Annotated in this window: 23 protein-coding genes; 2 read left to right on the top strand and 21 right to left on the bottom strand. The window is 74.3% G+C overall.

All coding sequences use genetic code 11. The annotated features are described in order from the left end of the window. The first annotated feature begins 8 nt into the window (after positions 1–8). A complete protein-coding gene (locus tag NFS20_RS05030; protein ID WP_251150670.1) occupies positions 9–935 on the top strand; it encodes an Fpg/Nei family DNA glycosylase in 927 nt (308 codons plus the stop codon). Between the two features lie 17 nt (positions 936–952). Here NFS20_RS05030 and NFS20_RS05025 read toward each other — a convergent pair whose 3' ends face one another. From NFS20_RS05025 to rpsB, 12 genes are all read right to left on the bottom strand, one after another. After that, the gene (locus tag NFS20_RS05025; RefSeq protein ID WP_251150669.1) at positions 953–1,882 is read right to left on the bottom strand and encodes a GNAT family N-acetyltransferase; all 930 of its coding nucleotides are present in this window, start codon (positions 1,880–1,882) and stop codon (positions 953–955) included. 5 nt (positions 1,883–1,887) lie between these two features. After that, positions 1,888–3,027, bottom strand: coding sequence for a flavodoxin-dependent (E)-4-hydroxy-3-methylbut-2-enyl-diphosphate synthase (gene ispG, locus NFS20_RS05020; protein ID WP_251151211.1), 1,140 nt, complete (start codon positions 3,025–3,027; stop codon positions 1,888–1,890). A gap of 144 nt (positions 3,028–3,171) precedes the next feature. Then, positions 3,172–4,482, bottom strand: coding sequence for a M50 family metallopeptidase (locus NFS20_RS05015; RefSeq protein ID WP_251150668.1), 1,311 nt, complete (start codon positions 4,480–4,482; stop codon positions 3,172–3,174). Between the two features lie 72 nt (positions 4,483–4,554). Next, the gene (gene dxr, locus NFS20_RS05010; RefSeq protein ID WP_251150667.1) at positions 4,555–5,754 is read right to left on the bottom strand and encodes a 1-deoxy-D-xylulose-5-phosphate reductoisomerase; all 1,200 of its coding nucleotides are present in this window, start codon (positions 5,752–5,754) and stop codon (positions 4,555–4,557) included. 83 nt (positions 5,755–5,837) lie between these two features. Continuing rightward, entirely contained in the window at positions 5,838–6,698 is an 861-nt protein-coding gene (locus NFS20_RS05005) for a class I SAM-dependent methyltransferase (RefSeq protein WP_251150666.1), read from the bottom strand. Positions 6,699–6,765: 67 nt separating this feature from the next. After that, positions 6,766–7,317 (bottom strand): DivIVA domain-containing protein, encoded by a 552-nt coding sequence (locus NFS20_RS05000; protein ID WP_251150665.1) that lies wholly within the window; start codon positions 7,315–7,317, stop codon positions 6,766–6,768. Beyond that, the gene (gene rlmN, locus NFS20_RS04995; RefSeq protein ID WP_251150664.1) at positions 7,314–8,405 is read right to left on the bottom strand and encodes a dual-specificity RNA methyltransferase RlmN; all 1,092 of its coding nucleotides are present in this window, start codon (positions 8,403–8,405) and stop codon (positions 7,314–7,316) included. The genes NFS20_RS05000 and rlmN overlap by 4 nt, the downstream gene beginning before the upstream one ends. Before the next feature lie 113 nt (positions 8,406–8,518). After that, positions 8,519–9,415, bottom strand: coding sequence for a phosphatidate cytidylyltransferase (locus tag NFS20_RS04990; protein ID WP_251150663.1), 897 nt, complete (start codon positions 9,413–9,415; stop codon positions 8,519–8,521). 27 nt (positions 9,416–9,442) lie between these two features. Then, positions 9,443–10,000: a ribosome recycling factor gene (frr, locus tag NFS20_RS04985; RefSeq protein ID WP_251151210.1), complete on the bottom strand. Its 558-nt coding sequence runs from the start codon at positions 9,998–10,000 to the stop codon at positions 9,443–9,445. A 51-nt stretch (positions 10,001–10,051) separates the two neighbouring features. Beyond that, complete coding sequence (gene pyrH, locus NFS20_RS04980; RefSeq protein WP_463105687.1) at positions 10,052–10,807, bottom strand: UMP kinase; 756 nt, start codon at positions 10,805–10,807, stop codon at positions 10,052–10,054. 161 nt (positions 10,808–10,968) lie between these two features. Beyond that, entirely contained in the window at positions 10,969–11,808 is an 840-nt protein-coding gene (gene tsf / locus NFS20_RS04975; RefSeq protein WP_251150661.1) for a translation elongation factor Ts, read from the bottom strand. A gap of 132 nt (positions 11,809–11,940) precedes the next feature. Then, positions 11,941–12,969, bottom strand: a complete 1,029-nt coding sequence (rpsB, locus tag NFS20_RS04970) for a 30S ribosomal protein S2 (protein WP_251150660.1) — start codon at positions 12,967–12,969, stop codon at positions 11,941–11,943. Positions 12,970–13,535: 566 nt separating this feature from the next. On the opposite strand from rpsB, the gene NFS20_RS04965 reads away from it, so the two are divergent. Continuing rightward, positions 13,536–14,216, top strand: a complete 681-nt coding sequence (locus tag NFS20_RS04965; RefSeq protein ID WP_251150659.1) for a murein hydrolase activator EnvC family protein — start codon at positions 13,536–13,538, stop codon at positions 14,214–14,216. Between the two features lie 33 nt (positions 14,217–14,249). Here the strand turns inward: NFS20_RS04965 and NFS20_RS04960 are convergent, their stop codons facing one another. From NFS20_RS04960 to trmD, 9 genes are all read right to left on the bottom strand, one after another. After that, positions 14,250–15,146, bottom strand: a complete 897-nt coding sequence (locus NFS20_RS04960) for a tyrosine-type recombinase/integrase (protein ID WP_251151209.1) — start codon at positions 15,144–15,146, stop codon at positions 14,250–14,252. 195 nt (positions 15,147–15,341) lie between these two features. Continuing rightward, positions 15,342–16,739: a DNA-processing protein DprA gene (gene dprA, locus NFS20_RS04955; RefSeq protein ID WP_251150658.1), complete on the bottom strand. Its 1,398-nt coding sequence runs from the start codon at positions 16,737–16,739 to the stop codon at positions 15,342–15,344. Further along, positions 16,732–18,267 carry a YifB family Mg chelatase-like AAA ATPase gene (locus tag NFS20_RS04950; RefSeq protein ID WP_251150657.1) on the bottom strand — a complete coding sequence of 512 codons (1,536 nt, stop codon included), beginning with the start codon at positions 18,265–18,267 and terminating at the stop codon, positions 16,732–16,734. Before NFS20_RS04950 ends, dprA begins: the two co-directional genes overlap by 8 nt. Then, positions 18,267–18,626, bottom strand: coding sequence for a YraN family protein (locus NFS20_RS04945; protein WP_251150656.1), 360 nt, complete (start codon positions 18,624–18,626; stop codon positions 18,267–18,269). Before NFS20_RS04945 ends, NFS20_RS04950 begins: the two co-directional genes overlap by 1 nt. A 197-nt stretch (positions 18,627–18,823) precedes the next feature. After that, positions 18,824–19,123, bottom strand: coding sequence for a DUF2469 domain-containing protein (locus NFS20_RS04940; RefSeq protein ID WP_024840525.1), 300 nt, complete (start codon positions 19,121–19,123; stop codon positions 18,824–18,826). A gap of 46 nt (positions 19,124–19,169) precedes the next feature. Next, entirely contained in the window at positions 19,170–20,051 is an 882-nt protein-coding gene (gene rnhB / locus NFS20_RS04935; RefSeq protein WP_502800779.1) for a ribonuclease HII, read from the bottom strand. Beyond that, on the bottom strand, positions 20,048–20,890 hold the full coding sequence (gene lepB / locus NFS20_RS04930) for a signal peptidase I (RefSeq protein ID WP_251150655.1): 843 nt from the start codon (positions 20,888–20,890) through the stop codon (positions 20,048–20,050). Before lepB ends, rnhB begins: the two co-directional genes overlap by 4 nt. Before the next feature lie 130 nt (positions 20,891–21,020). Then, positions 21,021–21,371: a 50S ribosomal protein L19 gene (rplS, locus tag NFS20_RS04925; protein WP_251150654.1), complete on the bottom strand. Its 351-nt coding sequence runs from the start codon at positions 21,369–21,371 to the stop codon at positions 21,021–21,023. A 186-nt stretch (positions 21,372–21,557) separates the two neighbouring features. Continuing rightward, complete coding sequence (gene trmD, locus NFS20_RS04920; protein ID WP_251150653.1) at positions 21,558–22,376, bottom strand: tRNA (guanosine(37)-N1)-methyltransferase TrmD; 819 nt, start codon at positions 22,374–22,376, stop codon at positions 21,558–21,560. Position 22,377 lies beyond the last annotated feature (1 nt).

Raw genomic sequence — 22,377 nt, 5'->3', positions numbered from 1 at the left:
ATGGCCCCATGCCCGAGCTCCCCGAGGTGGAGGCCCTCGTCCGCTTCCTCGACGACCGCGCCACGGGACGCACGGTCGTCGCCGCCGACGTCGCGCAGATCGCTGCGCTCAAGACGTTCGACCCGCCCGTCACCGCGCTCGTCGGAGGCACCGTCGCGGGGGCGCGCCGGCACGGCAAGTGGCTCGACCTCGCCGTGTCGCCCTCCACCGCACCCCCGGGCGCGCACGGGGCGGCCGACGACGCGCTGCACCTCGTCTTCCACCTCGCCCGCGGCGGCTGGCTGCGCTGGTCGGAGAAGGCGCCCACGACGCCGGTGCGCCCGCGTCTCGGCGGTGGCGGCGGCGGGAAGATCGCCTCGCTCGCGCTGCGCGTCCGGTTCGACGACGGCTCGGGGTTCGACCTCACCGAGGCCGGCACGCGCAAGCGGCTCGCGGTGCACTTCGTGCGGGACCCGGCCGAGGTGCGCGCGATCGAGACGCTGGGCGTCGAGCCGCTGGACCCGGCGTTCACGCCCGAGGTGCTGGCCGGGCTCATGGCCGCGCGGAACCAGCAGGTCAAGGGCCTCCTGCGCGACCAGTCCTCGATCGCGGGGATCGGCAACGCCTACTCCGACGACATCCTGCACGCCGCGCGGACGAGCCCGTTCAAGCTCACGCGCTCGTTCACGCCGGACGAGGTCGCCCGGGTGCACGCCGCGGTGGGCGAGGTGCTCGGCGAGGCCGTCGCGGCGTCGTCGGGCAGGCCGGCCGCGGAGCTCAAGGACGCGAAGCGGTCCGGGATGCGCGTGCACGGGCGGACCGGGAAGCCGTGCCCCGTGTGCGGGGACACGGTGCGCGAGGTGAGCTTCGCCGACCGGAGCCTGCAGTACTGCGCGACGTGCCAGACGGGCGGGCAGGTGCTCGCCGACCGTCGCCTGTCGCGCCTGCTCAAGTGAGGCGGCGGGACGCCGGCTCAGAACAGGACGGTCGCGAAAGTCCCCACCTGCTCGAAGCCGACGCGGCGATACGTCGCGAGCGCCCTCGTGTTGTAGTCGTTGACGTAGAGGGAGACGACGGGAGGACGGACCGACGACCCCGGTGCCGCCTGCCGGGCGAGGGAGACGACGGCCGCCATCCCCGGTGCGGCGAGGCCGCGACCGCGGTACCGCGGGTCGACCCACACGCCCTGCACCTGGGCGACACGGTTCGTCACCGCGCCGAGCTCCGCCTTGAACACCACGTGCGGCCGGGCGCCCGGCCCCTCGAGGCGCACGAACGACCGGCCGGCCGCGACGAGGGAGCGCACCCGCTCCTCGTACGCCCGACCACCGCCCTCGACGGGCGAGTACCCGACCTCCTCGGTGAACATGCGCACGCACGCGGGCAGCACGACGGGCACCTCCGCGACCGTCGAGCGGCGGACGGACGGGTCCGGGTCGACGTCGGGCGCGCGGTCGATGGCGAGCGACGGCTGGTCGGCGCGCACCTCGCGGGGCGCGGGCCACGTCTCCGCGAGGACGCCCCACAGCGCGAGCACGGCGGCGCGCTCCCCGACGACCGACGACGAGCGGCGACCGCCACGCTGCGCGAACGCCGCGAAGCCGGCCACGGCGGCACGGCGGTCGACGTCGTCGAGCGTCGGCGGGAGCACCGGGACGAGGTTGGCGCCCGCCCAGCACACGGCCTCCAGAGGGCCGTGCCCGGGGAATCCCCACGCGTGGCCGCCCGCGGCCCGCAGGCCGACGCGGAGGGCCACCTCGAGGCGCGCCGCCGCGAGGGCGGAGGCCACGGGGTCCGTCGCGCACACCGCGAGCGCCTCGGGCACGTCGGCGTCGGAGAGCTCGCGCGCGTCCGACCCGGCCCGCGGCCGCAGGGCCGGGACCGACGGACGCCAGCGTGCCACCGTGGTCAGCCCACGGTGACGACCGGCGGACCGGCCTGCGCGTCGTTCTCGGGCGTCATCGTCTCGGCGATGCGCAGCGCCTCCTCGATGAGCGTCTCCACGATGAGCGACTCGGGCACGGTCTTGACGACCTCGCCCTTGACGAAGATCTGCCCCTTGCCGTTGCCGGACGCGACACCGAGGTCGGCCTCGCGGGCCTCGCCCGGGCCGTTGACGACGCAGCCCATGACCGCGACGCGGAGCGGGACCTCCATGCCCTCGAGGCCGGCGGTCACCTTCTCCGCGAGCGTGTAGACGTCGACCTGGGCCCGGCCGCACGACGGGCACGAGACGATCTCGAGCTTGCGCGGGCGCAGGTTGAGCGCTTGCAGGATCTGGTTGCCGACCTTGACCTCCTCGACCGGCGGGGCCGAGAGGGACACGCGGATCGTGTCGCCGATGCCCTGGCTGAGCAGCGCGCCGAACGCGGTCGCGGACTTGATCGTGCCCTGGAAGGCCGGCCCGGCCTCGGTCACGCCGAGGTGCAGCGGCCAGTCCCCCGCCTGCGAGAGCAGCTCGTAGGCGCGGACCATGACGACGGGGTCGTTGTGCTTGACGGAGATCTTGAAGTCGTGGAAGTCGTGCTCCTCGAACAGCGACGCCTCCCACACCGCCGACTCGACGAGCGCCTCGGGCGTCGCCTTGCCGTACTTCGCGAGCAGGCGCTTGTCGAGCGAGCCCGCGTTGACCCCGATCCGCAGCGACGTGCCGTGGTCCTTCGCCGCCTGGGCGATCTCCTTGACCTGGTCGTCGAACTGCCGGATGTTGCCCGGGTTGACGCGCACGGCCGCGCACCCGGCCTCGATCGCCGCGAAGACGTACTTCGGCTGGAAGTGGATGTCCGCGATGACGGGGATCTGCGACTTCTTCGCGATCACCGGCAGCGCGTCGGCGTCGTCCTGCGTCGGGCACGCGACGCGCACGATGTCGCAGCCCGACGCCGTGAGCTCGGCGATCTGCTGGAGGGTCGCGTTGATGTCCGTCGTCTTCGTCGTCGTCATCGACTGGACGCTGATCGGCGCGTCGCCGCCCACCTCGACCTTGCCGACCTTGATCTTGCGGGTCGGGCGGCGCGGCGCGAGGACCGGCGGCGGGGCGGCGGGCATTCCGAGGCTGATGGGTACGCTCACGCCCCCTAGTATCCCCCGCGCCCGTGCCCGACGGCGCACGTCGGACCTGTCCGGCAGGTCACCTTCCCTGTCGGTCCGGCACATCGTCGCGGAACCTCCACAGGAGGTCTGACCGGCGCGCTAGGCGAGCTGCACCGGGTCGACGATGTCCGCGAGGATGAGCAGCGCCCCCACGCCGATGAGCACCACGAACATCACGTACGCGACGGGCATCATGCGGGCGACGTCCGCGGGGCCCGGGCGCGGGAGGCCGCGCACTCGCGCGGCCGTACGCTTCGCGCCCTCGTAGAGCGCGTTGACCACGTGGCCGCCGTCGAGCGGGAGCAGCGGGATGAGGTTGAACACGAACAGCGCGACGTTGAGCGCGGCGAGCAGGAGCAGGAACTGCTGGACCTGCGCGACCACCTCGCTGTCGCTGCCCGCGATGTCGACCGCGACCTGCCCCGCGCCGACGATGCTCGCGACGCCGTTCGGGTCGCGCGGCGCGTCGGTGAAGGTGGCGTGGACGGCGTCGGCGACCTTGACCGGGAGGGTCACGACGATCGCCGCGGTGCCGCTCACCTGCTGCCACGTGGCCTCGAGGGCGGTACCGACCCCGAGCGACTGCCGCTCGGCGGTGGGCGTGAACCCGACGAAGCCGGCGGGCTCCGTGACGGGCTCCCCCGCGTCGTCGACGACGGGCGTCCCGTCCTCGGCGACCACCTGGCGCTGCACCTCGACGGGCGTGATCGAGAGCGTCACGTCCTCGCCGCCGCGCTCGACGACCACGGGGACGCTCTCGTCGGCCGCCCCGCGGATCATGCCGGAGAGCTGCTCCCACGAGCCGACGGGGGCGCCATCGAAGGACACGACCGTGTCGCCGGGCTCGAGGCCGGCCGCCGCGGCCGGCGACTGCGGGTCCCCCGCCGCGCACTGCGTCTGCTCGGCGGTCACGGTCCCCGAGACGCACGGCGTGACGCTCGCGACCGTCGTCGTGGCGGCGGGCAGACCGATGCCGACGAAGACGATCAGCGTGAGCACCACGGCGATGAGCAGGTTCATGAACGGGCCGCCGAGCATGACGACGACCTTCTTCGGCGCGGAGAGGTTGTAGAAGGCCCGGTGCTCCTCGCCGGGCCGGATCTCCTCGGTGCTCGCGTCGCGCGCGTCGGCGACCACCTGGGAGAAGAAGCCCTGGCCGCGCGGACGGGCGCCGGCCGGTGCGGGGGGCATCATCCCGACCATGCGGACGTAGCCGCCGAGCGGGATCGCCTTGACCCCGTACTCGGTCTCCCCCTTGCGACGCGACCACAGGGTCGGGCCGAAGCCGACCATGTACTGGCTCACGCGCACGCCGAACCTCTTCGCGGGCACCATGTGGCCCACCTCGTGCAGGGCGATGGACACCACGAGCCCCAGCACGAAGACGGCGACGCCGATCACGACTGCCATACGTTCCTCAACCCGTCCCTCGACTCGTCGCTCACCGACCGGTCCTCGATCCTCGGTCCCGCCGGGCCCCGCTCAGCGCCGGCCCAGCAGCTCGTTCGCGCGTGCCCGCGCCCAGTCCTCCGCGGCGGACACGTCGTCCAACGTCACACGGTCCGCCGCGGTTCCCCCGTGCGCCGCGAGCACGCGCTCGACCGTCGTCACGATGTCACCGAAACCTGCGCGTCCGCTGAGGAACGCCGCGACGGCCTCCTCGTTCGCCGCGTTGTAGACCGCGGGGTGCGTGGCGCTCGCCGCGACCGCGGCGCGCGCCAGACCCACGGCGGGGAACGCCTGGTCGTCGAGCGGCTCGAACGTCCACGACGTGGCCCGCGTCCAGTCGCACGGCGGGGTCACGACGTCGAGCCGCTCGGGCCAGCTCAGCCCGAGGGCGATGGGCAGGCGCATGTCCGGGGGCGACGCCTGGGCGATCGTCGAGCCGTCGACGAACTCCACCATCGAGTGCACGACCGACTGCGGGTGCACGACGACGGTGATGTCGTCGACCGGCACGTCGAACAGCAGGTGCGCCTCGATGAGCTCCAGGCCCTTGTTCATGAGGCTCGCCGAGTTGACCGTGACCACGGGGCCCATGGCCCACGTCGGGTGCGCGAGCGCCTGGTCGACGGTCGCGGCCTTCACGTCGTCCGCCGCCCAGCCGCGGAACGGCCCGCCGGAGGCGGTGAGGACCAGCCGGCGCACCTCGCCGCGCCCTCCCGAGCGCAGGCACTGCGCGATCGCGGAGTGCTCCGAGTCGACGGGCACGATCTGGTCCGCGCGCTGCTGCGCGGCCCGCACGAGCGCGCCGCCCGCGACGAGCGACTCCTTGTTGGCGAGGGCCAGGGTCGACCCGCCGCGCAGCGCGGCGAGCGTCGGGCCGAGGCCGACGGACCCGGTGACGCCGTTGAGCACGACGTCGCTCCCCCGCCCGGCGAGCTCGGCGGCGGCGTGCGGTCCGGCGAGCAGCTCAGGGGCCGCGTCGCGACCCGCGAACGCGTCGGCGAGCGCGGCCTCCAGCGGGCCCGCCCGGGTCGCGTCGGCCACGGCCACCGCCGCGACGCCCAGGTCTGCGGCCTGGCGCGCGAGCAGCTCCACGTCGCCGCCCCCCGCGGACAGCGCGTCGACGCGGAACCGGCCCGGGTGGGACCGGACGACGTCGATCGCCTGGGTCCCGATCGATCCGGTCGACCCGAGGATCGTCAGGGAGCGGGGCGCGGTGGACGGGCGATCGTGCATGGTCACCATCCTCCCAGGCTTGCCGGACCTGACCGCACCGGCCGCGACCGGGTCCCGTCGGTCTGCCGACGGGGTCGGGCCGGTCAGCGCCGGCCGGGGCTCGTCCACTCGAGCGTGTACCGGAAGAACAGCCGGCGCCGGACCCGGGCGCCCGGCAGCAGCGCGCGAGCCGCCCGCACGATCTCGTCGACCGAGCGTCCGGGGGCGCGGACGGGCATCCCCGGCGCGTCGGCCCCGGGATCGCCCGGACGCGCCCGCCGCGGGTGCTTGACCATCCCGACGAGCGGGTTGAGCACCGCCGAGACCACGTCGACGGCGACGTCGCGCGGCGAGGCCACGCGCGCGAGGCCGACGACGAGCAGCCTGCCACCGGGCGCGAGCAGGTCCCGGGCCCGTGCGAGGGCGTCCTCGAGGTCGAGGTGGTGCAGGACGGCCACCATCGTCACGACGTCGTACGCCTGCGGCTCGGTGCCCGCGTCGGTGGGACCGCCGGCCCCGGGCACGCCAGGACGAGGAACGTCCGGGCGGGGATCGCCGGGGCGGAGAGCCTCGGGGCCTGGCAGCGCCTCGGGGTCCGGCAGCGCCTCGGGGTCCGGCAGCGCCTCGGCGCGCAGCACGTCCTGCGGTGAGCCGACGGCGTCGAACGCCGTCCGCCGGACCGTCACGCGCGGGTCGCCGGCGAGACGCGCACGCGCGGCCGCCACCATCCCCGCGTCGGCGTCGATGCCGTGCACGGCCTCGACACGTCCGCGCAGGACCCCGAGCAGGGCTCCCGCGCCGCACCCCACGTCGAGGGCGAGCCGGGCACCGCGGGGCACGCGCCGCACGACCCACGGGTGGAAGTGCTCGTTGTGGTTCCACGGATGACGTGCGTTGACCTCGGCCAGCCGTGCCACCGCCCGTCGGACGACCGGGTGGGACGCGGTCCGAGGGTCGGCCGTCACGAGACGGCCGTCGGCCCGACCGGGCCCGTCGCCGCTGCCCGGGCTCGGGCAGAGCCCGGGTCCTGCGTCACTCGACGCCGAGCAGCACCTCGATGGCCCGCGCGAAGAACGCGTCGACCGCGCCCTCGGCATAGCCGTCGCGGCCGCGGGCACGCCCGAACGTCGCGGAGCGGATCTCCGCGGCCGTGATCGGGACCTGGCGGTCGAAGTAGGCCACGAGCCGGTCGCACAGGTCGTCGACGTCGTCCATGTCGTACGCGGGCTTGCCGCGCTCGGCGGGCGCGAACTTCTCGCCGTCGGGCCGGCCCAGGCGCCCGTACAGCGTGCGGGCGCGCTCCGCGAGCGCGTTCATCCACGCCTGCTGCCCGTGCGCCGCGACGTACTCCGCGCGCTGACGGGCGATGAACGCCCCCTCGAGACGGTCGAGCGCGGCGTCCACCTCGTGCGTGTCGTACCCGCCCCGGATGAGGTCGAACACCGACGTCTGGATCTCGGTGCTCGTCAGCCGGTCCGACGCACGCCCCTCGTACACGTCACGTGCGTGCTCGAAGAAGTCGTCGACCTCCTCCGGGTCGTACCCGTTCCGGGTCTTCGAGACCGTGGTGAACAGCGAACTCACTCGTCCTCCTCTGCAGCGAGCTGCCCGCAGGCGCCGTCGATGTCGCTGCCGCGGGTGTCACGGATCGTCGTCGGGATCCCGTGCCCGCGCAATCGTGCCACGAACTCCGCCTCGACGGCAGGGTCGCTCGCGGTCCAGATCGACCCCGGGGTCGGGTTCAGCGGGATCGGGTTGACGTGCACCCAGCCGCGGCCGCGCGCGTTGAGCTTCTCGCCGAGCAGGTCGGCGCGCCACGCGTGGTCGTTCATGTCCTTGATCAGCGCGTACTCGATGCTCACGCGGCGACCGGTGACCTCGAAGTAGTGCCGCGCGGCGTCGAGCGTCTCGTCGACGCTCCACCGCGTGTTGATGGGCACGAGCTCGCTGCGCAGGTCGTCGTCGGGCGCGTGCAGCGACAGCGCGAGCGTCACCGGGATGCCCTCGTCGGCGAGCTTGCGCATCGCCGGGACCAGGCCGACCGTCGAGACCGTGATGTTGCGGGCCGACATCCCGAGACCGTCCGGGGCGGGCGCGACGAGCCGGCGCACGGTGCCCATGACGGCCTTGTAGTTCGCCATGGGCTCACCCATGCCCATGAACACGAGGTTGTTGAGGCGGGTGGGGCCGCCCGGGATGTCGCCGTCGGCGAGCGACCGTCCCGCGGCACGGACCTGCTCGACGATCTCCGCGATCGACAGGTTGCGCGTGAGGCCGAGCTGGCCCGTCGCGCAGAAGGGGCAGGCCATGCCGCAGCCCGCCTGGCTCGAGACGCACAGGGTCGTGCGCTGCGGGTAGCGCATGAGCACGGACTCGACCTTGGCGCCGTCGAAGAGGTGCCAGAGCGTCTTGACGGTCGTGCCGCCGTCGGCCTCCATGCGGCGCGCGGCGGTGAGCAGCGGGGGGAAGAGCGCGTCGGTGAGGACGTCGCGCGACGCCTTCGGCAGGTCCGTCATCGCCTCGGGGTCGCGCGTGAGGTGCGCGTAGTAGTGCGTCGCGAGCTGCTTGGCCCGGAACGGCTTCTCCCCCAGCGCCACGACGGCCTCGCGGACCTCCTCCGGCGCGAGGTCGGCGAAGTGCCGCGGCGGCTTGCCGCGCCGGGGCGCGGACATGACGAGCGGGAGCGGCTTCGACTCCGCCGAGGGGCGGACCGAGCGGGCGGGGGCGGAGCGGGCGGGCGGACGGTCATGGAAGGTCCAAGCGTGGGGGGCGGGGCACGCCGTGGTCACACGGCCATGGTGAGCAGCACGTACACGAACGGTGCGGTGAGGAGCATGGAGTCCAGGCGGTCCAGGATGCCTCCGTGACCGGGCAGGAGCGACCCCATGTCCTTCAATTCTAGGTCGCGCTTGATCATCGACTCGGCGAGGTCGCCGATCGTCGCCGTGAGCGGCGCGAGGATCCCCAGGGCGACACCCACGAGCGGGCTCGCGCCGAGGCCCACGACGGCACCGACGACACCCACCCCGGTCGCGAGGACGAACGAGCCCGCGAGGCCCTCCCACGACTTCTTCGGGCTCACCGACGGCGCGAGCGGGTGCCGGCCGAACAGCACGCCCGCGACGTACCCGCCGACGTCGTTCGCGACGGCGAGCAGGATGAACAGGAGCACCTTGACGCGGCCGTCGTCCTGGGCCAGGAGCAGCATGACGAACCCCGCCATGAAGGGCAGGTACGCCGCCGCGAACGTGCCGGCGGCCGCGTCGCGCACCGCGGCCGTGCCCGAACCGTCGATGACGCGCCAGACCACGACGCCCGCGACGGTGAGCATGAACGAGACGAGCAGCGCCTCGGGACCCGAGTAGTACGACGAGACGAGGATCCCGACGGTCCCGACGAGCAGGGGCAGCACGGGGACGTGCAGGTCACGGCGCTCGAGAGCCTTGGCGAGCTCCCAGACGGCCGCGCCGACGGCGAGGACGGCGAGGGCGACGAACGGCTCCGGCCGGAACGCGAGGCTCGCGGCGACGACGACCAGGAGGCCGAGGCCCACGGCGATCGCCGCCGGGAGGTTGCGCCCGGCGCGCGGCGCGCGACCGCCCGCCGCGCCCCCGGTCTCCGGACCGACGGGCCGCCCCGCGGACGGGTCGGCACCGGCGGTGGACGGGAAGATGTCTGACATGGGCACGGTGCTCGGGAGCCGGACGGCTCAGACCTCGAGCAGCTCGCTCTCCTTGCCGACGAGGAGCGCGTCGATCTGGTCGACGTGCTGCTTCGTCAGGCCCTCGAGCTCCTTCTCCGCGCGCGCGACCTCGTCCTCGCCGGCCTCGCCGTCACGCGCGATGCGGTCCAGCTCCTCCTTCGCGCGACGCCGCACGTTGCGGATCGACACGCGCGAGTCCTCGGCCTTCGACTTCGCGAGCTTCACGAAGTCCCGCCGACGCTCCTCGGTGAGGGCAGGGAGCACGACCCGGATGATGTTGCCGTCGTTCGACGGGTTCACCCCGAGGTCGGAGTCGCGCAGCGCCTTCTCGATCGCCGACATCGCGCTCTTGTCGAACGGCGACACGATCATCGTGCGGGCCTCGGGGGTCTGGAACGAGGCGAGCTGCTGCAGCGGGGTCGGGGCCCCGTAGTAGTCGACGGTGATCTTGCTGAACATCGAAGGGTTCGCCCGGCCGGTGCGGATCGTGGCGAAGTCCTCCTTGGCCACCTCGACCGCCTTGTCCATCTTCTCCTCGGCCTCGAGGAGGGTCTCGTCGATCACCCAGTGCTCCTTCGTTCGGTCGGTCACGTCTCGTCGTCTGCGAGCTGCTCGTCAGTTCGTCGTGACCAGTGTGCCAATATTCTCCCCGACGAGGGCCCGGGTGACGTTCCCCGGCTCGCCCATGCCGAAGACGCGCATGCGCACGTCGTTGTCGCGGCACAGGCTCAGGGCCGTGGCGTCCATGACGCCCAGGTCCTTGACGAGCGCGTCCGTGTACGTGAGGTGGTCCAACTTCACGGCGGTCGGGTCCGTGCGCGGGTCGGCGGTGTAGACGCCGTCCACGCCGTTCTTGCCCATGAGGACCTCGTGGCAGTGGGTCTCGAGCGCCCGCTGGACCGAGACCGTGTCGGTCGAGAAGTACGGCATGCCCGCCCCGGCACCGAAGATCACCACGCGCCCCTTCTCGAGGTGCCGGATCGCGCGCAGCGGGATGTACGGCTCGGCGACCTGGCCCATCGTGATCGCGGTCTGCACGCGCGTCTTCACGCCGGCCTGCTCGAGGAAGTCCTGGAGCGCGAGGCAGTTCATGACCGTGCCCAGCATGCCCATGTAGTCCGCGCGGGCCCGGTCGAGGCCACGCTGCGACAGCTCGGCCCCGCGGAAGAAGTTGCCGCCGCCGACGACGATCGCGACCTGCACGCCCTGGGCGACCGCGTCCGCGATCTCCCGGGAAACGCGCTGCACGACGTCGGGCGCGAGGCCGATCTGGCCCCCGCCGAACATCTCGCCCGAGAGCTTGAGGAGGACGCGGCGCGGAGTCGCGTCGGCGCCGTCCCGGGTCTGGTCACCTGTGGTCACTGTCGCCACCTGTCCTTGGTCGTCGCCCCTGCGGGGCGTCCGGGCCGTCGCCGCGTCGCGGGGACGGCTGCTCGTCGTGCTGGTCGCGCACCCGGGTCGCGCGGTGCGACCCGGGTGCGGCATGGCCCGGCCCTCCCGCGACGAGCGGGAGGACCGGGCCTGCGGGGACGTCAGGCGCCGACGCGGTAGCGCACGAACTCCGTGATCGTGCCGCCGGCCGCGGACACGACCTGACCCACGGTCTTCTTGGGGTCCTTCGCGAGCGGCTGGTCCACGAGCACGACGTCCTTGAAGAAGCCGTTCAGGCGACCCTCGACGATCTTCGGGAGCGCGGCCTCCGGCTTGCCCTCGTTGCGCGAGGTCTCCTCGGCGATGCGGCGCTCGTTCTCGACGGTGTCCGCGGGGACCTCGTCGCGCGAGAGGTACGTCGGCGACATCGCGGCGACGTGCTGGGCGACGTCCTTCGCGACGGACTCGCCGGCCGCGTCGGTCGCGACGACGACGCCGATCGACGGCGGCAGGTCGCGAGCGGTGCGGTGCAGGTACGCGGTGACGCGCTCGCCCGCGACGCGGGTCACGCGGCGCAGGACGATCTTCTCGCCGAGCGTCGCGGCCTGGTTGTCGATGACCTCCTGGACCGTCTCGCCGTCGGCGTCCGCGGCGAGCGCCGCGTCGGCGTCACGCGCGCCGGCCTCGGCGGCGGCCTTGAGGACGCGGTCGGCGAGGCTGATGAACGTCTCGTTCTTCGCGACGAAGTCGGTCTCGGAGTTGAGCTCGATGAGCGTCGCGACCTGGCCGCCCTCGACGTCGCGGATGTCGACGGCCACGAGGCCCTCGGAGGTCGAACGGCCCTCGCGCTTGGCGACGCCCTTCAGTCCCTTGACGCGGATGATCTCGAGGGCCTTGTCGGCGTCGCCGCCGGCCTCGTCGAGAGCCTTCTTGACGTCGAGCATGCCGGCGCCGGTGCGCTCGCGCAGCGCCTTGATGTCAGCGGCGGTGTAGTTCGCCATGGTGGGTCCTCACTCGTGGTGTGTCACGGGTACGTGCGGGGTGGTGCGTGACGAGTGCCGGCCGGAGGTCGGAGCACGCCCCGGCGCGCCACGGGGCGCGCGGCGGGACAGCCCGCCGCGCGCCCCGGGACGTCACTTGGACTCGTCGGTCTCCGTGGCCTCGGCGACCGGGGCCTCTTCGGCCGGAGCGTCCTCGGCGGCAGGCGCCTCGGCGGTCTCGGCAGCGGGGGCCTCCGCAGCGGGGGTGGCCTCGGCCTCGGCGGCCTCCGCAGCGACCTCGACGGCGGGCGCGGCGTCCGCACCCGGCGCGACGGCCTCCTCGGCACCCGAGGCGCCCTCGGTGGCGGACGCGTTCGCGGCGGCCTCGTCGGACTCGAGCTGCTGCTCGGCACCGGCGAGGAGCTCGCGCTCCCACTCGGCCAGCGGCTCGGCGTCGGCGTCGGCACCGGCCTCGGCACCCGAGCGGCCGGAGTGGCGCTGGAGCAGACCCTCGGCGGCGGCGTCCGCGATCACGCGCGTGAGCAGCGTGACGGAGCGGATCGCGTCGTCGTTCCCGGGGATCTTGTAGTCCACGGAGTCCGGGTCGCAGTTGGTGTCGAGGATCGCGACGATCGGGATGTTGAGCTTGCGCGCCTCGTCGACCGCGAGGTGCTCCTTGTTGGTGTCCACGATCCACACGGCGGAGGGGACCTTCGCCATGTCGCGGATGCCGCCGAGCGTGCGGGCGAGCTTGTCCTTCTCGCGGCGCAGCACGAGGAGCTCCTTCTTCGTGAGCCCCGATCCGGCGACGTCGTCGAAGTCGATCTCCTCGAGCTCCTTGAGGCGCTGGAGACGCTTGTGCACCGTGGTGAAGTTCGTGAGCATGCCACCGAGCCAGCGGTGGTTGACGTAGGGCATGCCGACGCGCGCGGCCTGCTCCGCGACGGGCTCCTGCGCCTGCTTCTTGGTGCCGACGAAGAGGATGGAACCGCCGTGGGCGACGGTCTCCTTGACGAACTCGTAGGCGCGGTCGATGTAGGACAGCGACTGCTGGAGGTCGACGATGTAGATGCCGTTGCGCTCCGTGAGGATGAACCGCTTCATCTTCGGGTTCCAACGGCGGGTCTGGTGCCCGAAGTGGACACCGCTCTCGAGGAGCTGGCGCATGGTCACGACGGCCATGACACGTCCTTTCACCGTGCGGCCCGGGATCCTCCCGGTGCACGCACGCTCTGGGCGGCCCCCTCGCAAGGTGGGCCGCGTTGCGGTTGGTCGGTGCGGACCACGGCGGTACGCACCCCTGGCGTCACCCGAGCCGACGCCCGCTCGCTCGCACGAGCAGGACCGACGCCGGACGCGGCCCGCCGGACACCCGACAGCAGCCGGGAGGAGGCGGGAACATGACGCGCGAAGTCGACCGACGCGGCCTGCCGCCTCCCGCCCGGCACCCGAGGGTGCGAGGAGGTGTGTCGAGGTGGCTCACGGTCGTGCCGATCGCGCGGTCCAGTCTACCCGACGCCGTGCCGCACGGCGGACGGTCGGACCGCGGGCGCACCGGGACCGGGCGACGGTGGCTCACGGGGTGCGACGGCCCAGCAGTTCGGGGCACGGCGCCGGTGGCCCCGGGGTCGGGGCGGGGCCGGACGGCGCGCCCCGGCGTCGACCACAGGCGGCCCTCGGAGCATGTCGTGGTCCACAGGACCGTACCGGCGGCCCGCGCCGCACGACCCAGCCGTCACGCTGTCCGGATGAGACCTTCCCGCGCCACGGAGCACCGCGTCGTCCTCGGCCGTACCGCGGCGTCGCTCCTCGCTTCCCGGAGCACCCCGCGCGTCGGCCGCGTCGTCGCCGTGCTCGTCGTCGCGCTCGTCCACGCGCTCGCGCTGCCGTCCCCGCCCGGATCCGGCGCGGTGGTCTCCCGTGCTGCGGCCTCCGGTGCTGCGGGAGCTCCGATCACGTCGGACGCCGTCGTGGCGACCGGCGCCTGGGTGCCGCCGCTGGACCGGACGCTCGACGGTCTGGGCGTCCTCGCTCCCTTCGACCCGCCCGCGCAGGACTGGCTGCCCGGTCACCGCGGTGTCGACCTCGCGGCTTCGCCGGGCGAGGCCGTGCGGGCTCCGTACGCCGGGGTGGTCACGTTCGCCGGACCGGTGGCGGGGCGCGGCGTCGTCGTGATCCTGCACGACGACGGTCTGCGGACCTCGCTCGAACCCGTCACCGGGGACGCGAGGCCCGGCGACCGTGTCGCTCCCGGCGACGTCGTGGGGACGACCGAGGTGCCCGGATCCGACGGCGCGACGGCGTCCCAGCACGGCGGTCACTGCGCCGCGACGTGCGTGCACTGGGGGGTGCGCCGCGGCGACCGCTACGTCGACCCGCTCGCCCTGCTCGGTGGACGCCCGCCGATCGTGCTGCTCCCGTCGGCCTGACCGAGGGCCCCGGCACCCGGTCCCGCGACGGGATCACGCGCGGGGGAACGCCTGCTCGAAGGAGCTGCGCAGCCGCTCCGCCGTGACGTGCGTGTACCGCTGCGTCGTCGCGAGCGACGAGTGCCCGAGGATCTCCTGCACGCTGCGCAGGTCCGAGCCGCCCGCGAGGAGGTGGGTCGCGGCACTGTGGCGCAGGTCGTGCGGCGCGACGTCGTCCACGCCGGCCGCCGCCGCGAGCCGGTGCACGGCGTCCCGCACCTGCCGCTGCCCCCACCGGCCACCGCGGTCCCCGAGGAGGAGCGCCGCACCCGAGCGTTCGGTGACGAGAGCCGGGCGCCCCTCGCGCAACCAGCGACCGACGGCGCGCGCCGCCGGTACGCCGAACGGCACGACACGCTCCTTGGCGCCCTTGCCCAGCACGCGCACGGTCCGGAGGTCCAGGTCGACGTCGTCGACGTCCGCGCCCGCGAGCTCGCCGACGCGGACCCCGGCGCCGTAGAGCAGCTCGGCGGCCGCCCACTCGCGCAGCCGTGCAGGATCCCCCTCGTCCGCGGCCGCCCGGGCCACGTCGAGGAGGCGTGCCGCGGCGTCGACGGCGAGGACGGTCGGCAGGGTGCGGGCCACGCGCGGGCTGGCCAGCCGCGTCGCCGGGTCCGTCGCGACCCGACCGGTCGTGCGCGCCCAGTCGAAGAACGCCCGGGCCGCTGCTCCACGACGGGCGAGCGTCGTGCGGGCGAGCCCACGCTCGGAGAGCACGGTGAGCCACGAACGCAGCACCGCGAGGTCCACGGCGGCGAGCGTCACCGCACCCTGGCGGACCGCGTGGCGCAGCAGGCCGTCGACGTCGCCGACATAGGCCCGCACGGTGTGCGCGGACGTGCCCCGCTCGACCTCCAGGTACGTGGCGAACTCGTCGAGCGCGACCTGCATGCCGTGCGGCAACGGGATCCGGCCCGGGGCGTCTCCCCCGTCGTGCGGCGGCGTCCCCGGTGTCGAACCCTGCTCCTCCGTCTCGTCGCGCACTCCCCCAGTGTGCCGCGGCGACGCGGCGCCCGACCGGAGGCTCTCCGCCCGGCACGTCGCGCGGCCGGCCCGGCACGCGCGCCCGGGGACCGTCGCCGTCGGTCAGGGCCGGGACCGGGCGCGCGCGTCGCCGCGGCGCCATCCGCCCGGCACTCGATCGGCGAGTCCCGTCAGCTCGAGCCGGCCGAGCGCCGCGATCGTCTCCGGCACCGCGAGGCCGGCCGCCCGCGCGACGGACTCCACCGGCCTGCCCGAGCGCAGCGGCAGCGCCTCCCACGCTCGCGTCTCCACCGGGTCGAGGCCGTCGTGGGGGGCGTCCCGCGCCTGGTCCGACCGAGGTCCGGACGGTGCCGCGTCCTGCCCGAGGGCCCCGGCGAGCTCGGCGACCTCGTCGGCGTCGGTCACGCACACCGCGGCCCCGTCACGCAGGAGCCGGTGGCACCCCGATGACGCCACCGACGTCACGGGCCCCGGCACGACGCCGACGGGACGGGACAGCTCGGCCGCTCGCGCCGCGGTGCTCAGCGAGCCCGAGCGCCACGCCGCCTCCACCACGACCGTCGCCGTGGCGAACGCCGCGATGAGCCGGTTGCGCATGAGGAAGCGGACGCGGCTCGGCACCGAGCCCGGCGGGACCTCGGAGACCACGGAGCCGCCCGAGTCGACGACGGCACGCAGGAGCTCGACGTTTCCGGCCGGGTAGAACCGGTCGACACCGCCGGCGAGGAACGCGACGGTCGGGCCGCCGACCGCGAGCGCGCCCCGGTGGGCTGCCGCGTCGATGCCGTAGGCGCCGCCGGAGACGACCGTGAAGCCACGGTCGGCGAGACCCGTCGCGACGTCCCCCGTGACGTACCTGCCGTAGTCGGTGCAGGCGCGTGCGCCCACGACGGCGACGGACCGCCGGGAGAGCGTCGCGAGGTCCGGGACGCCGCGGGCCCAGAGGCACAGGGGGGCGGCTGCGCCGAGGTCGTCGACGCCGGTCGGCCAGCCCGGGTCGCCGGGGACGACGAGAGCTCCGCCGAGCCGGGCGAGCACGTGCAGCTCGCGCCTCGGGTCCATCCCGTCCAGGCGAGGCGCCCAGCGCGAGACGGCCCGCAGGACACGCGCGACGGGGGCCGCAGGGCGGCGGTCGGTCCCGACGTCCCACCGGTCGGCCGTCTCGTCGTCGTGGCCCGCTCCCGCGACGCCCGGTCCGCCTCTCGCGGGAACCATGAGTGCTGCGAGATCTGTCGCGGCCTGTCCGCCCGCCCGTGCGTCTCCCGTCCCGGGATGACGCCCCGCGGCCGCGACGAGCCCTCGCCGCGCCTCGGCCGGGTCGCCCGCGGCGTCGTACACCCACGCGAGGGCGTCGGACGCCCCGAGCGCACGGACGAGCGCGCCCGCGACCTCGTCACCTGGTTCGGCGAGCCGGGACCAGGCCGCGCGGGCGAGGCGCTCGTCGGCGACGTCGAAGGCCGGCCGAGGTCTCGCGGTCGTCCCGTCCCGGCGCTCACGCACGGTAGCCCCGTGTCCGCAGTGCGAGCCCGGCCCCGACGTCGGCCCGGGACGGGGCGTCGCGGCCGGTGAGGTCGGCCACGGTCCACGCGAGCCGCAGGACGCGGTCCGCGCCGCGCAGGCTGAGCGTGCCACGGTCGAGCGCCGTGTCGACGTCCCGCAGGAGACCCGGGTCCGGACCGAGCCGGTCGCGCAGCCACGTCCCGGGGACCTCGGCGTTGGTCCGCCAGCCGGTCCCGGCGAGGCGGAGGGCGGCGGCCTCCCGAGCGGCGAGCACGCGTGCTGCCACGGTCGCGCTCGACTCGGGCGGGACGGCCGACGTCCGCTCGACGCGTGTCACCGGACGCACCTCGACCTGGACGTCGACGCGGTCCAGCAGCGGGCCCGAGAGCCGGCCGAAGTACCGGCGCTGCGCGACGGCGCTGCACGTGCAGTCCAGGCCCTTGCCCACGCTCCTGCCGCACGGGCAGGGGTTCGCCGCGAGGACGAGCTGGAACCGGGCCGGGTACCGCGCGGAGCCTGCTGCGCGGTGGATGACGAGCTCGCCGTGCTCGAGCGGCTGCCGCAACGTCTGCAGCACGCGCGCGCCGAACTCGGGGGCCTCGTCGAGGAACAGGACGCCCCGGTGCGCTCGCGAGGCAGCACCCGGCCTCGGGATCCCGGTGCCGCCGCCGACGATCGCCGCGGGCGTCGCCGTGTGGTGCGGGTCCTCGTACGGCGGCCGGCGGACGAGCCCGCCGCCCGGGTCGAAGACGCCTGCGACGGAGTGCACCGAGGTGACCTCGACGGCCTCGCTCTCCGTGAGGTCCGGGAGGATGCCGGGCAGGCGGGCCGCGAGCATCGTCTTGCCCGCGCCGGGCGCGCCGACGAGCAGCAGGTGGTGCCCACCCGCGGCGGCCACCTCGAGCGCGTGCCGCGCCTCGTCCTGACCGAGCACGTCCGACAGGTCTCCGTCGCGCTGCCGTGACACCGCGGGACGCGCGGGCACGACGGGGTCGACGAGTCCCGGCCCGTCGAGGTCGGCACCGTGCAGCCGGGCGACGTCCGCGAGGCTCACGGCACCGACGACGCGCGCGCCGGGGACCAGGCTCGCCTCGGCCACGTCGGCGGCGGGGACGACGACGTCGCGGAAGCCCGCGTCCACCGCTGCCGCGACGGCGGGCAGCACACCGCGCACCGGCTGCAGCCGGCCGTCGAGCCCGAGCTCGCCGAGGTGCACCACGCCCTCGACCGCCGAGGAGGGCAGGAGCCGTGCCCCGGCGAGCGTCGCGACGGCGATGGCGAGGTCGAACCCGGTCCCCGACTTGGGCAGCGCGGCCGGGGAGAGGTTCACCGTGATCTTGCGCTGGGGCCAGGTGAGCCCCGACGACGCGACGGCGGCCCGCACCCGGTCGCGCGACTCGCTGAGCGCCGTGTCCGGGAGCCCGACGAGCACGAAACCCGGTACGGACGCGGCGAGGTGCGCCTGCACCTCGACGACGTGCCCGGCGAGCCCCACGAGCGCCACGGCCCTCGTGATCCCGAGCGCCATCAGGCGCTCACGCCCACGAGGTGCTCGACGTGCGCGGCGCCGGCGCGGCGCACCAGGACGGCCACGACGTCGATCCGTACCGACCTCGCCCGGACGTCGTGCGTCGCGAGCCACTCCCCGGTCAGGCGGCGCAGCCGCGCGAGCTTGAGCGGCGTGACGGCCTGCGCGGGGTGCCCGTAGGCGGTCCCCCGACGGGTCTTGACCTCGACCGCCACGACGACGTCGCCGTCGAGCGCCACGACGTCGAGCTCGCCTCCGTGCCCGCGCCAGTTGCGGTCCAGCAGGGTCCAGCCCGCCTCGACCAGGTGGGCCGCAGCCACCCTCTCCCCGTACCGCCCGACGGCGTCCTTCGCTCCCATGGCTCACCTCCGCGCACCACCGTGGGGCCGGGCACGCCACCTCCACCAGACGTCGAGGGCCCGGTGTGGACCGGGACGACCGGATGCGGGCCTGTGGACGGCCAGGATCGCGGAGATCTCGCGGCACGGCTGCCCAGCACGTCGCAGCGGCACAGAACGTCGCGGCGGTACAGAACGTCACGGCCGCGCACGGAGGCCTACAGCTGGAGCTCGGCCTTCGCCAGCTCCTCGACGTTGACGTCCTTGAAGGTGACGACACGCACGGACTTCACGAACCGTGCCGAGCGGTACACGTCCCAGACCCACGCGTCGGCGAGCCGCAGCTCGAAGTACACCTCTCCGGCGGCCGACCGCACCTGGAGGTCCACTTGGTTCGCCAGGTAGAAGCGACGTTCGGTCTCCACCACGTACGAGAAGAGGCCCACCACGTCTCGGTACTCGCGGTACAGCGCGAGCTCCATCTCGGTCTCGTAGTTCTCGAGGTCTTCGGCGCTCACGTCTCCATCATGGACCATCGGGACGCCCGCGCCGGTCCGGCCGCGCTCAGCTGGTCGGGAGCGACGCCTCGGGGTCGAGCTCGAGCGCGACGACCGGCGGCCCGTAGACCGGTACGGCGTCCGCTGCGTCCGGTGCACCCGCGGGTCCCGTCCCGTCGAGCACCGGAGACAGCTCCTCGCCGCGCTCCGGCAGGCGCCAGCTGCGCCGGTGCTGCGGGGTGGGGCCGTGCTCGCGCAGCGCCTCCACGTGCGTCGCTGCGCCGTATCCCTTGTTCTGGTCCCACCCGAACGCCGGGTACTGCCGTGCGAGGCGCGTCATGAGCGCGTCCCGCTCGGTCTTGGCCAGCACGCTGGCGGCGGCGACGGACGCGCACTGCAGGTCGGCCTTGACCAGCGTGCGGACGCGCGGGTCGGAGAGGCCGTCGTCGTGCGGGTCGAGCTCGAACGCCTCGAAGAGGTCGACCGTCGGCCGGCTCAGCCAGTCGTGCTTGCCGTCGAGGAGCACCGCGTCGACGTCGCCCACGGTGCGCCGCACCTGGGAGAGCGCACGCCGCCCCGCGAGACGCAGGGCGCCGACGATCCCGTGGGCGTCGATCTCCGCGGGTCCCGCGTGCCCGACGGCCCACGCGAGCGACCAGGCGCGCGCGAGCGGCACGAGGGCCTCCCGTGCTGCCGGCGTGAGGAGCTTCGAGTCGGTGAGTCCCGGCGGGCACGGCTTCGTCGCCAGGTCCACGACGACGACGCCGACGGACACCGGTCCCGCGAGCGCACCCCGCCCGACCTCGTCCATCCCCGCGACGTACCGCGCGCCGTCGCGCAGCATCGCGCGCTCGTGGCGCAGGTCCGGCCGACGCCGGGTGCTGCTCCCCGGCGCGGAGGCGGCCCGAGAGCTGCTGCGCCGGGGTGCGGTTGCCGTCCCGCTCGTCACGGCTCTTGCTCGGGGACGTCGGCGAACACGTCGCCGGGGTTGCGGAGCAGGCCCGCGTGGGACAGCGGCCAGACCTTGACGAACGCGGTGCCGACGACGTTGCTCATCGGCACGTACCCGCCGCCCGGCTTGCCGGTGTTGTAGCGAGAGTCCTGCGAGTTCTGCCGGTTGTCCCCCATGACGAAGAGCATGTCGTCCGGCACGGTCCGGTCGAACGGGTCCTGGCTGGGCACCGATCCGGGCTTGATGTACGTCTCGTCGACCGGGACGCCGTTCACGCTCACGCGGCCCTCGGCGTCGCAGCACACCACGTGGTCGCCCGGCGTCCCGACGACACGCTTGATGAGGTGCTCGCCCGTGTCCTGCGGCAGGAGGCCGATGAACGTCAGGGCGGCCGTCGCGGCTTCCGTGAGCGCGCTCTGCTCCTCCGGCACTGCCGGGGGCAACCACCCGCCCGGGTCCTTGAACACCACGACGTCGCCACGGTGCACGTCGAACACGCCCGGCACGAGACGCGAGACCATGACGCGGTCGCCCTCGACGAGCGTGTCCTCCATCGACGCGCTCGGGATGAAGAACGCCTGGACCAGGAACGTCTTGATGAGGAGCGAGAGGATCAGCGCGCTCACGACGATGATCGCGGTCTCGCGCAGGAGCGACGACCTGCGCGCCGGCGCCTCGGTCGCGGGCGGCGCGTCCGCGCCGGGTCCGTCGTCGGCGGGCTCGAGATGCGCGCCGGCAGCCGCGCCGTGAGGGGTTCCGCCGTCGTCGACCGCTTCCGTCCCGCGCTCGGGTCGGGCGTCAGGTCGAGGGCCACGGGTGGGGGCGCTGTCGGTCACGCGTTCACCTTGCCACCTTCGGACGACTTCCGGGAAACGGACCGGGTGTCGGGACACGCCGGGATGCCCGTCAAACCCGGACGGGCGGCCGTCCCCGTGGGGACGGCCGCCCGCTCGTGGCTGCGGTCGGTCAGCGCGTCTCGCGCTTCTCCTTGATCTTCGCCTTCTTGCCGCGAAGCTGACGCAGGTAGTAGAGCTTGGCGCGGCGGACGTCACCGCGCGTGACGACCTCGACCGACTCGATCGAGGGCGAGTGCACGGGGAACGTGCGCTCGACGCCGACACCGAAGCTGATCTTGCGGACCGTGAAGGTCTCGCGGACGCCGTGGCCCTGGCGCGCGATGGTCACGCCCTGGAACGCCTGGACGCGGGAGCGGTTGCCCTCGACGACCTTGACGTTGACTTTGAGCGTGTCACCGGGACGGAAGTCCGGGACGTCGCTGCGCAGCGATGCTGCGTCGACGCTGTCCAGCGTGTGCATGATGTTCTCCTCGCCCGCCACAGGTCGGGACGCGTGCTCGTGGCCCAGGATGACCCGGGCTGATCTCGTCAGGGCGGTGCGTGTCGTGCCGTCGAGCTGATGTCGTGTCCCGGACGTCCCCTGTGGCAGAGTCCGGGAGTCGGCGCGCACCGAGGGTCCATTCTGCCACACCGCCGCGCCGGGCCGTCAGCCCTCTCGGTCGAGACGGCCGTCGCGAGGCGTCCAGCCCGACTCGGCGAGGACCTCGAGGTCGCGACGGTCGAGCGCCGCGAGGTCCAGTGCGCGGACCATGTCGGGCCGCCGCGCGGCCGTGCGTCGCAGCGCCTCGTCCCGGCGCCACCGGTGGATCCGTGCGTGGTGCCCCGACAGCAGGACCTCCGGGACCTCGAGACCTTCCCACGCCGGCGGCTTGGTGTACACGGGGTACTCGAGCAGCCCGGCGGCGCCGTGCGACTCCTCGACGAGCGACTCGGGGTTCCCGACGACGCCGGGGAGCAGGCGGGCCACCGCCTCGATCATGACGAGGGTCGCCACCTCACCGCCGTTGAGCACGTAGTCGCCGATCGAGAGCTCGCTGACCGTGCCGCCGGCGGCACGGTGGTGCTCGGCGACGCGCGCGTCGATCCCCTCGTAGCGCCCGCACGCGAACACCAGGTGGTCCTCCCCCGCGAGCGCCTCCGCCGTGCGCTGCGTGAAGGAACGGCCCGACGGCGTCGGGACGACCAGGTGCGCGCGCGCACCCGGGACGCCGGCGCCGTCGGGCTCTCCGGAAGGCTCCGGGCGCGCGACGTCCGCGATCGCCCTCCCCCACACGTCGGGACGCATGACCATGCCCGCTCCCCCGCCGAACGGGGTGTCGTCGACCGTTCGGTGACGGTCGGTCGTCCAGTCGCGCAGGTCGTGCACACGCACGTCGACGATCCCCGCCGTCCGCGCCTTGCCCACGAGGGACAGGTCGAGCGCGGCCAGGTAGTCGGGGAAGATCGTGACGACGTCGATCCGCACG

The organism is Cellulosimicrobium sp. Marseille-Q4280 (assembly GCF_943181405.1).
Lineage (GTDB): Bacteria > Actinomycetota > Actinomycetes > Actinomycetales > Cellulomonadaceae > Cellulosimicrobium.
Note: the sequence above shows the minus strand (reverse complement) of the source record. Positions and strands in the feature narration are given on the sequence as shown.

Bases quoted from the DNA above. Each gene is read 5' to 3' on its own strand.
- NFS20_RS05030 (WP_251150670.1), top strand. From the start codon at position 9: ATGCCCGAGCTCCCCGAGGTGGAGGCCCTCGTCCGCTTCCTCGACGAC.
- NFS20_RS04950 (WP_251150657.1), bottom strand. From the start codon at position 18,267: ATGGCGCTCGGGATCACGAGGGCCGTGGCGCTCGTGGGGCTCGCCGGG.
- NFS20_RS04965 (WP_251150659.1), top strand. From the start codon at position 13,536: ATGAGACCTTCCCGCGCCACGGAGCACCGCGTCGTCCTCGGCCGTACC.
- rplS (WP_251150654.1), bottom strand. From the start codon at position 21,371: ATGCACACGCTGGACAGCGTCGACGCAGCATCGCTGCGCAGCGACGTC.
- NFS20_RS05015 (WP_251150668.1), bottom strand. From the start codon at position 4,482: ATGGCAGTCGTGATCGGCGTCGCCGTCTTCGTGCTGGGGCTCGTGGTG.
- rlmN (WP_251150664.1), bottom strand. From the start codon at position 8,405: ATGTCCGCGCCCCGGCGCGGCAAGCCGCCGCGGCACTTCGCCGACCTC.
- NFS20_RS04960 (WP_251151209.1), bottom strand. From the start codon at position 15,146: ATGCAGGTCGCGCTCGACGAGTTCGCCACGTACCTGGAGGTCGAGCGG.
- dxr (WP_251150667.1), bottom strand. From the start codon at position 5,754: ATGCACGATCGCCCGTCCACCGCGCCCCGCTCCCTGACGATCCTCGGG.
- ispG (WP_251151211.1), bottom strand. From the start codon at position 3,027: ATGCCCGCCGCCCCGCCGCCGGTCCTCGCGCCGCGCCGCCCGACCCGC.
- NFS20_RS04945 (WP_251150656.1), bottom strand. From the start codon at position 18,626: ATGGGAGCGAAGGACGCCGTCGGGCGGTACGGGGAGAGGGTGGCTGCG.
- NFS20_RS04990 (WP_251150663.1), bottom strand. From the start codon at position 9,415: ATGTCAGACATCTTCCCGTCCACCGCCGGTGCCGACCCGTCCGCGGGG.
- rpsB (WP_251150660.1), bottom strand. From the start codon at position 12,969: ATGGCCGTCGTGACCATGCGCCAGCTCCTCGAGAGCGGTGTCCACTTC.
- tsf (WP_251150661.1), bottom strand. From the start codon at position 11,808: ATGGCGAACTACACCGCCGCTGACATCAAGGCGCTGCGCGAGCGCACC.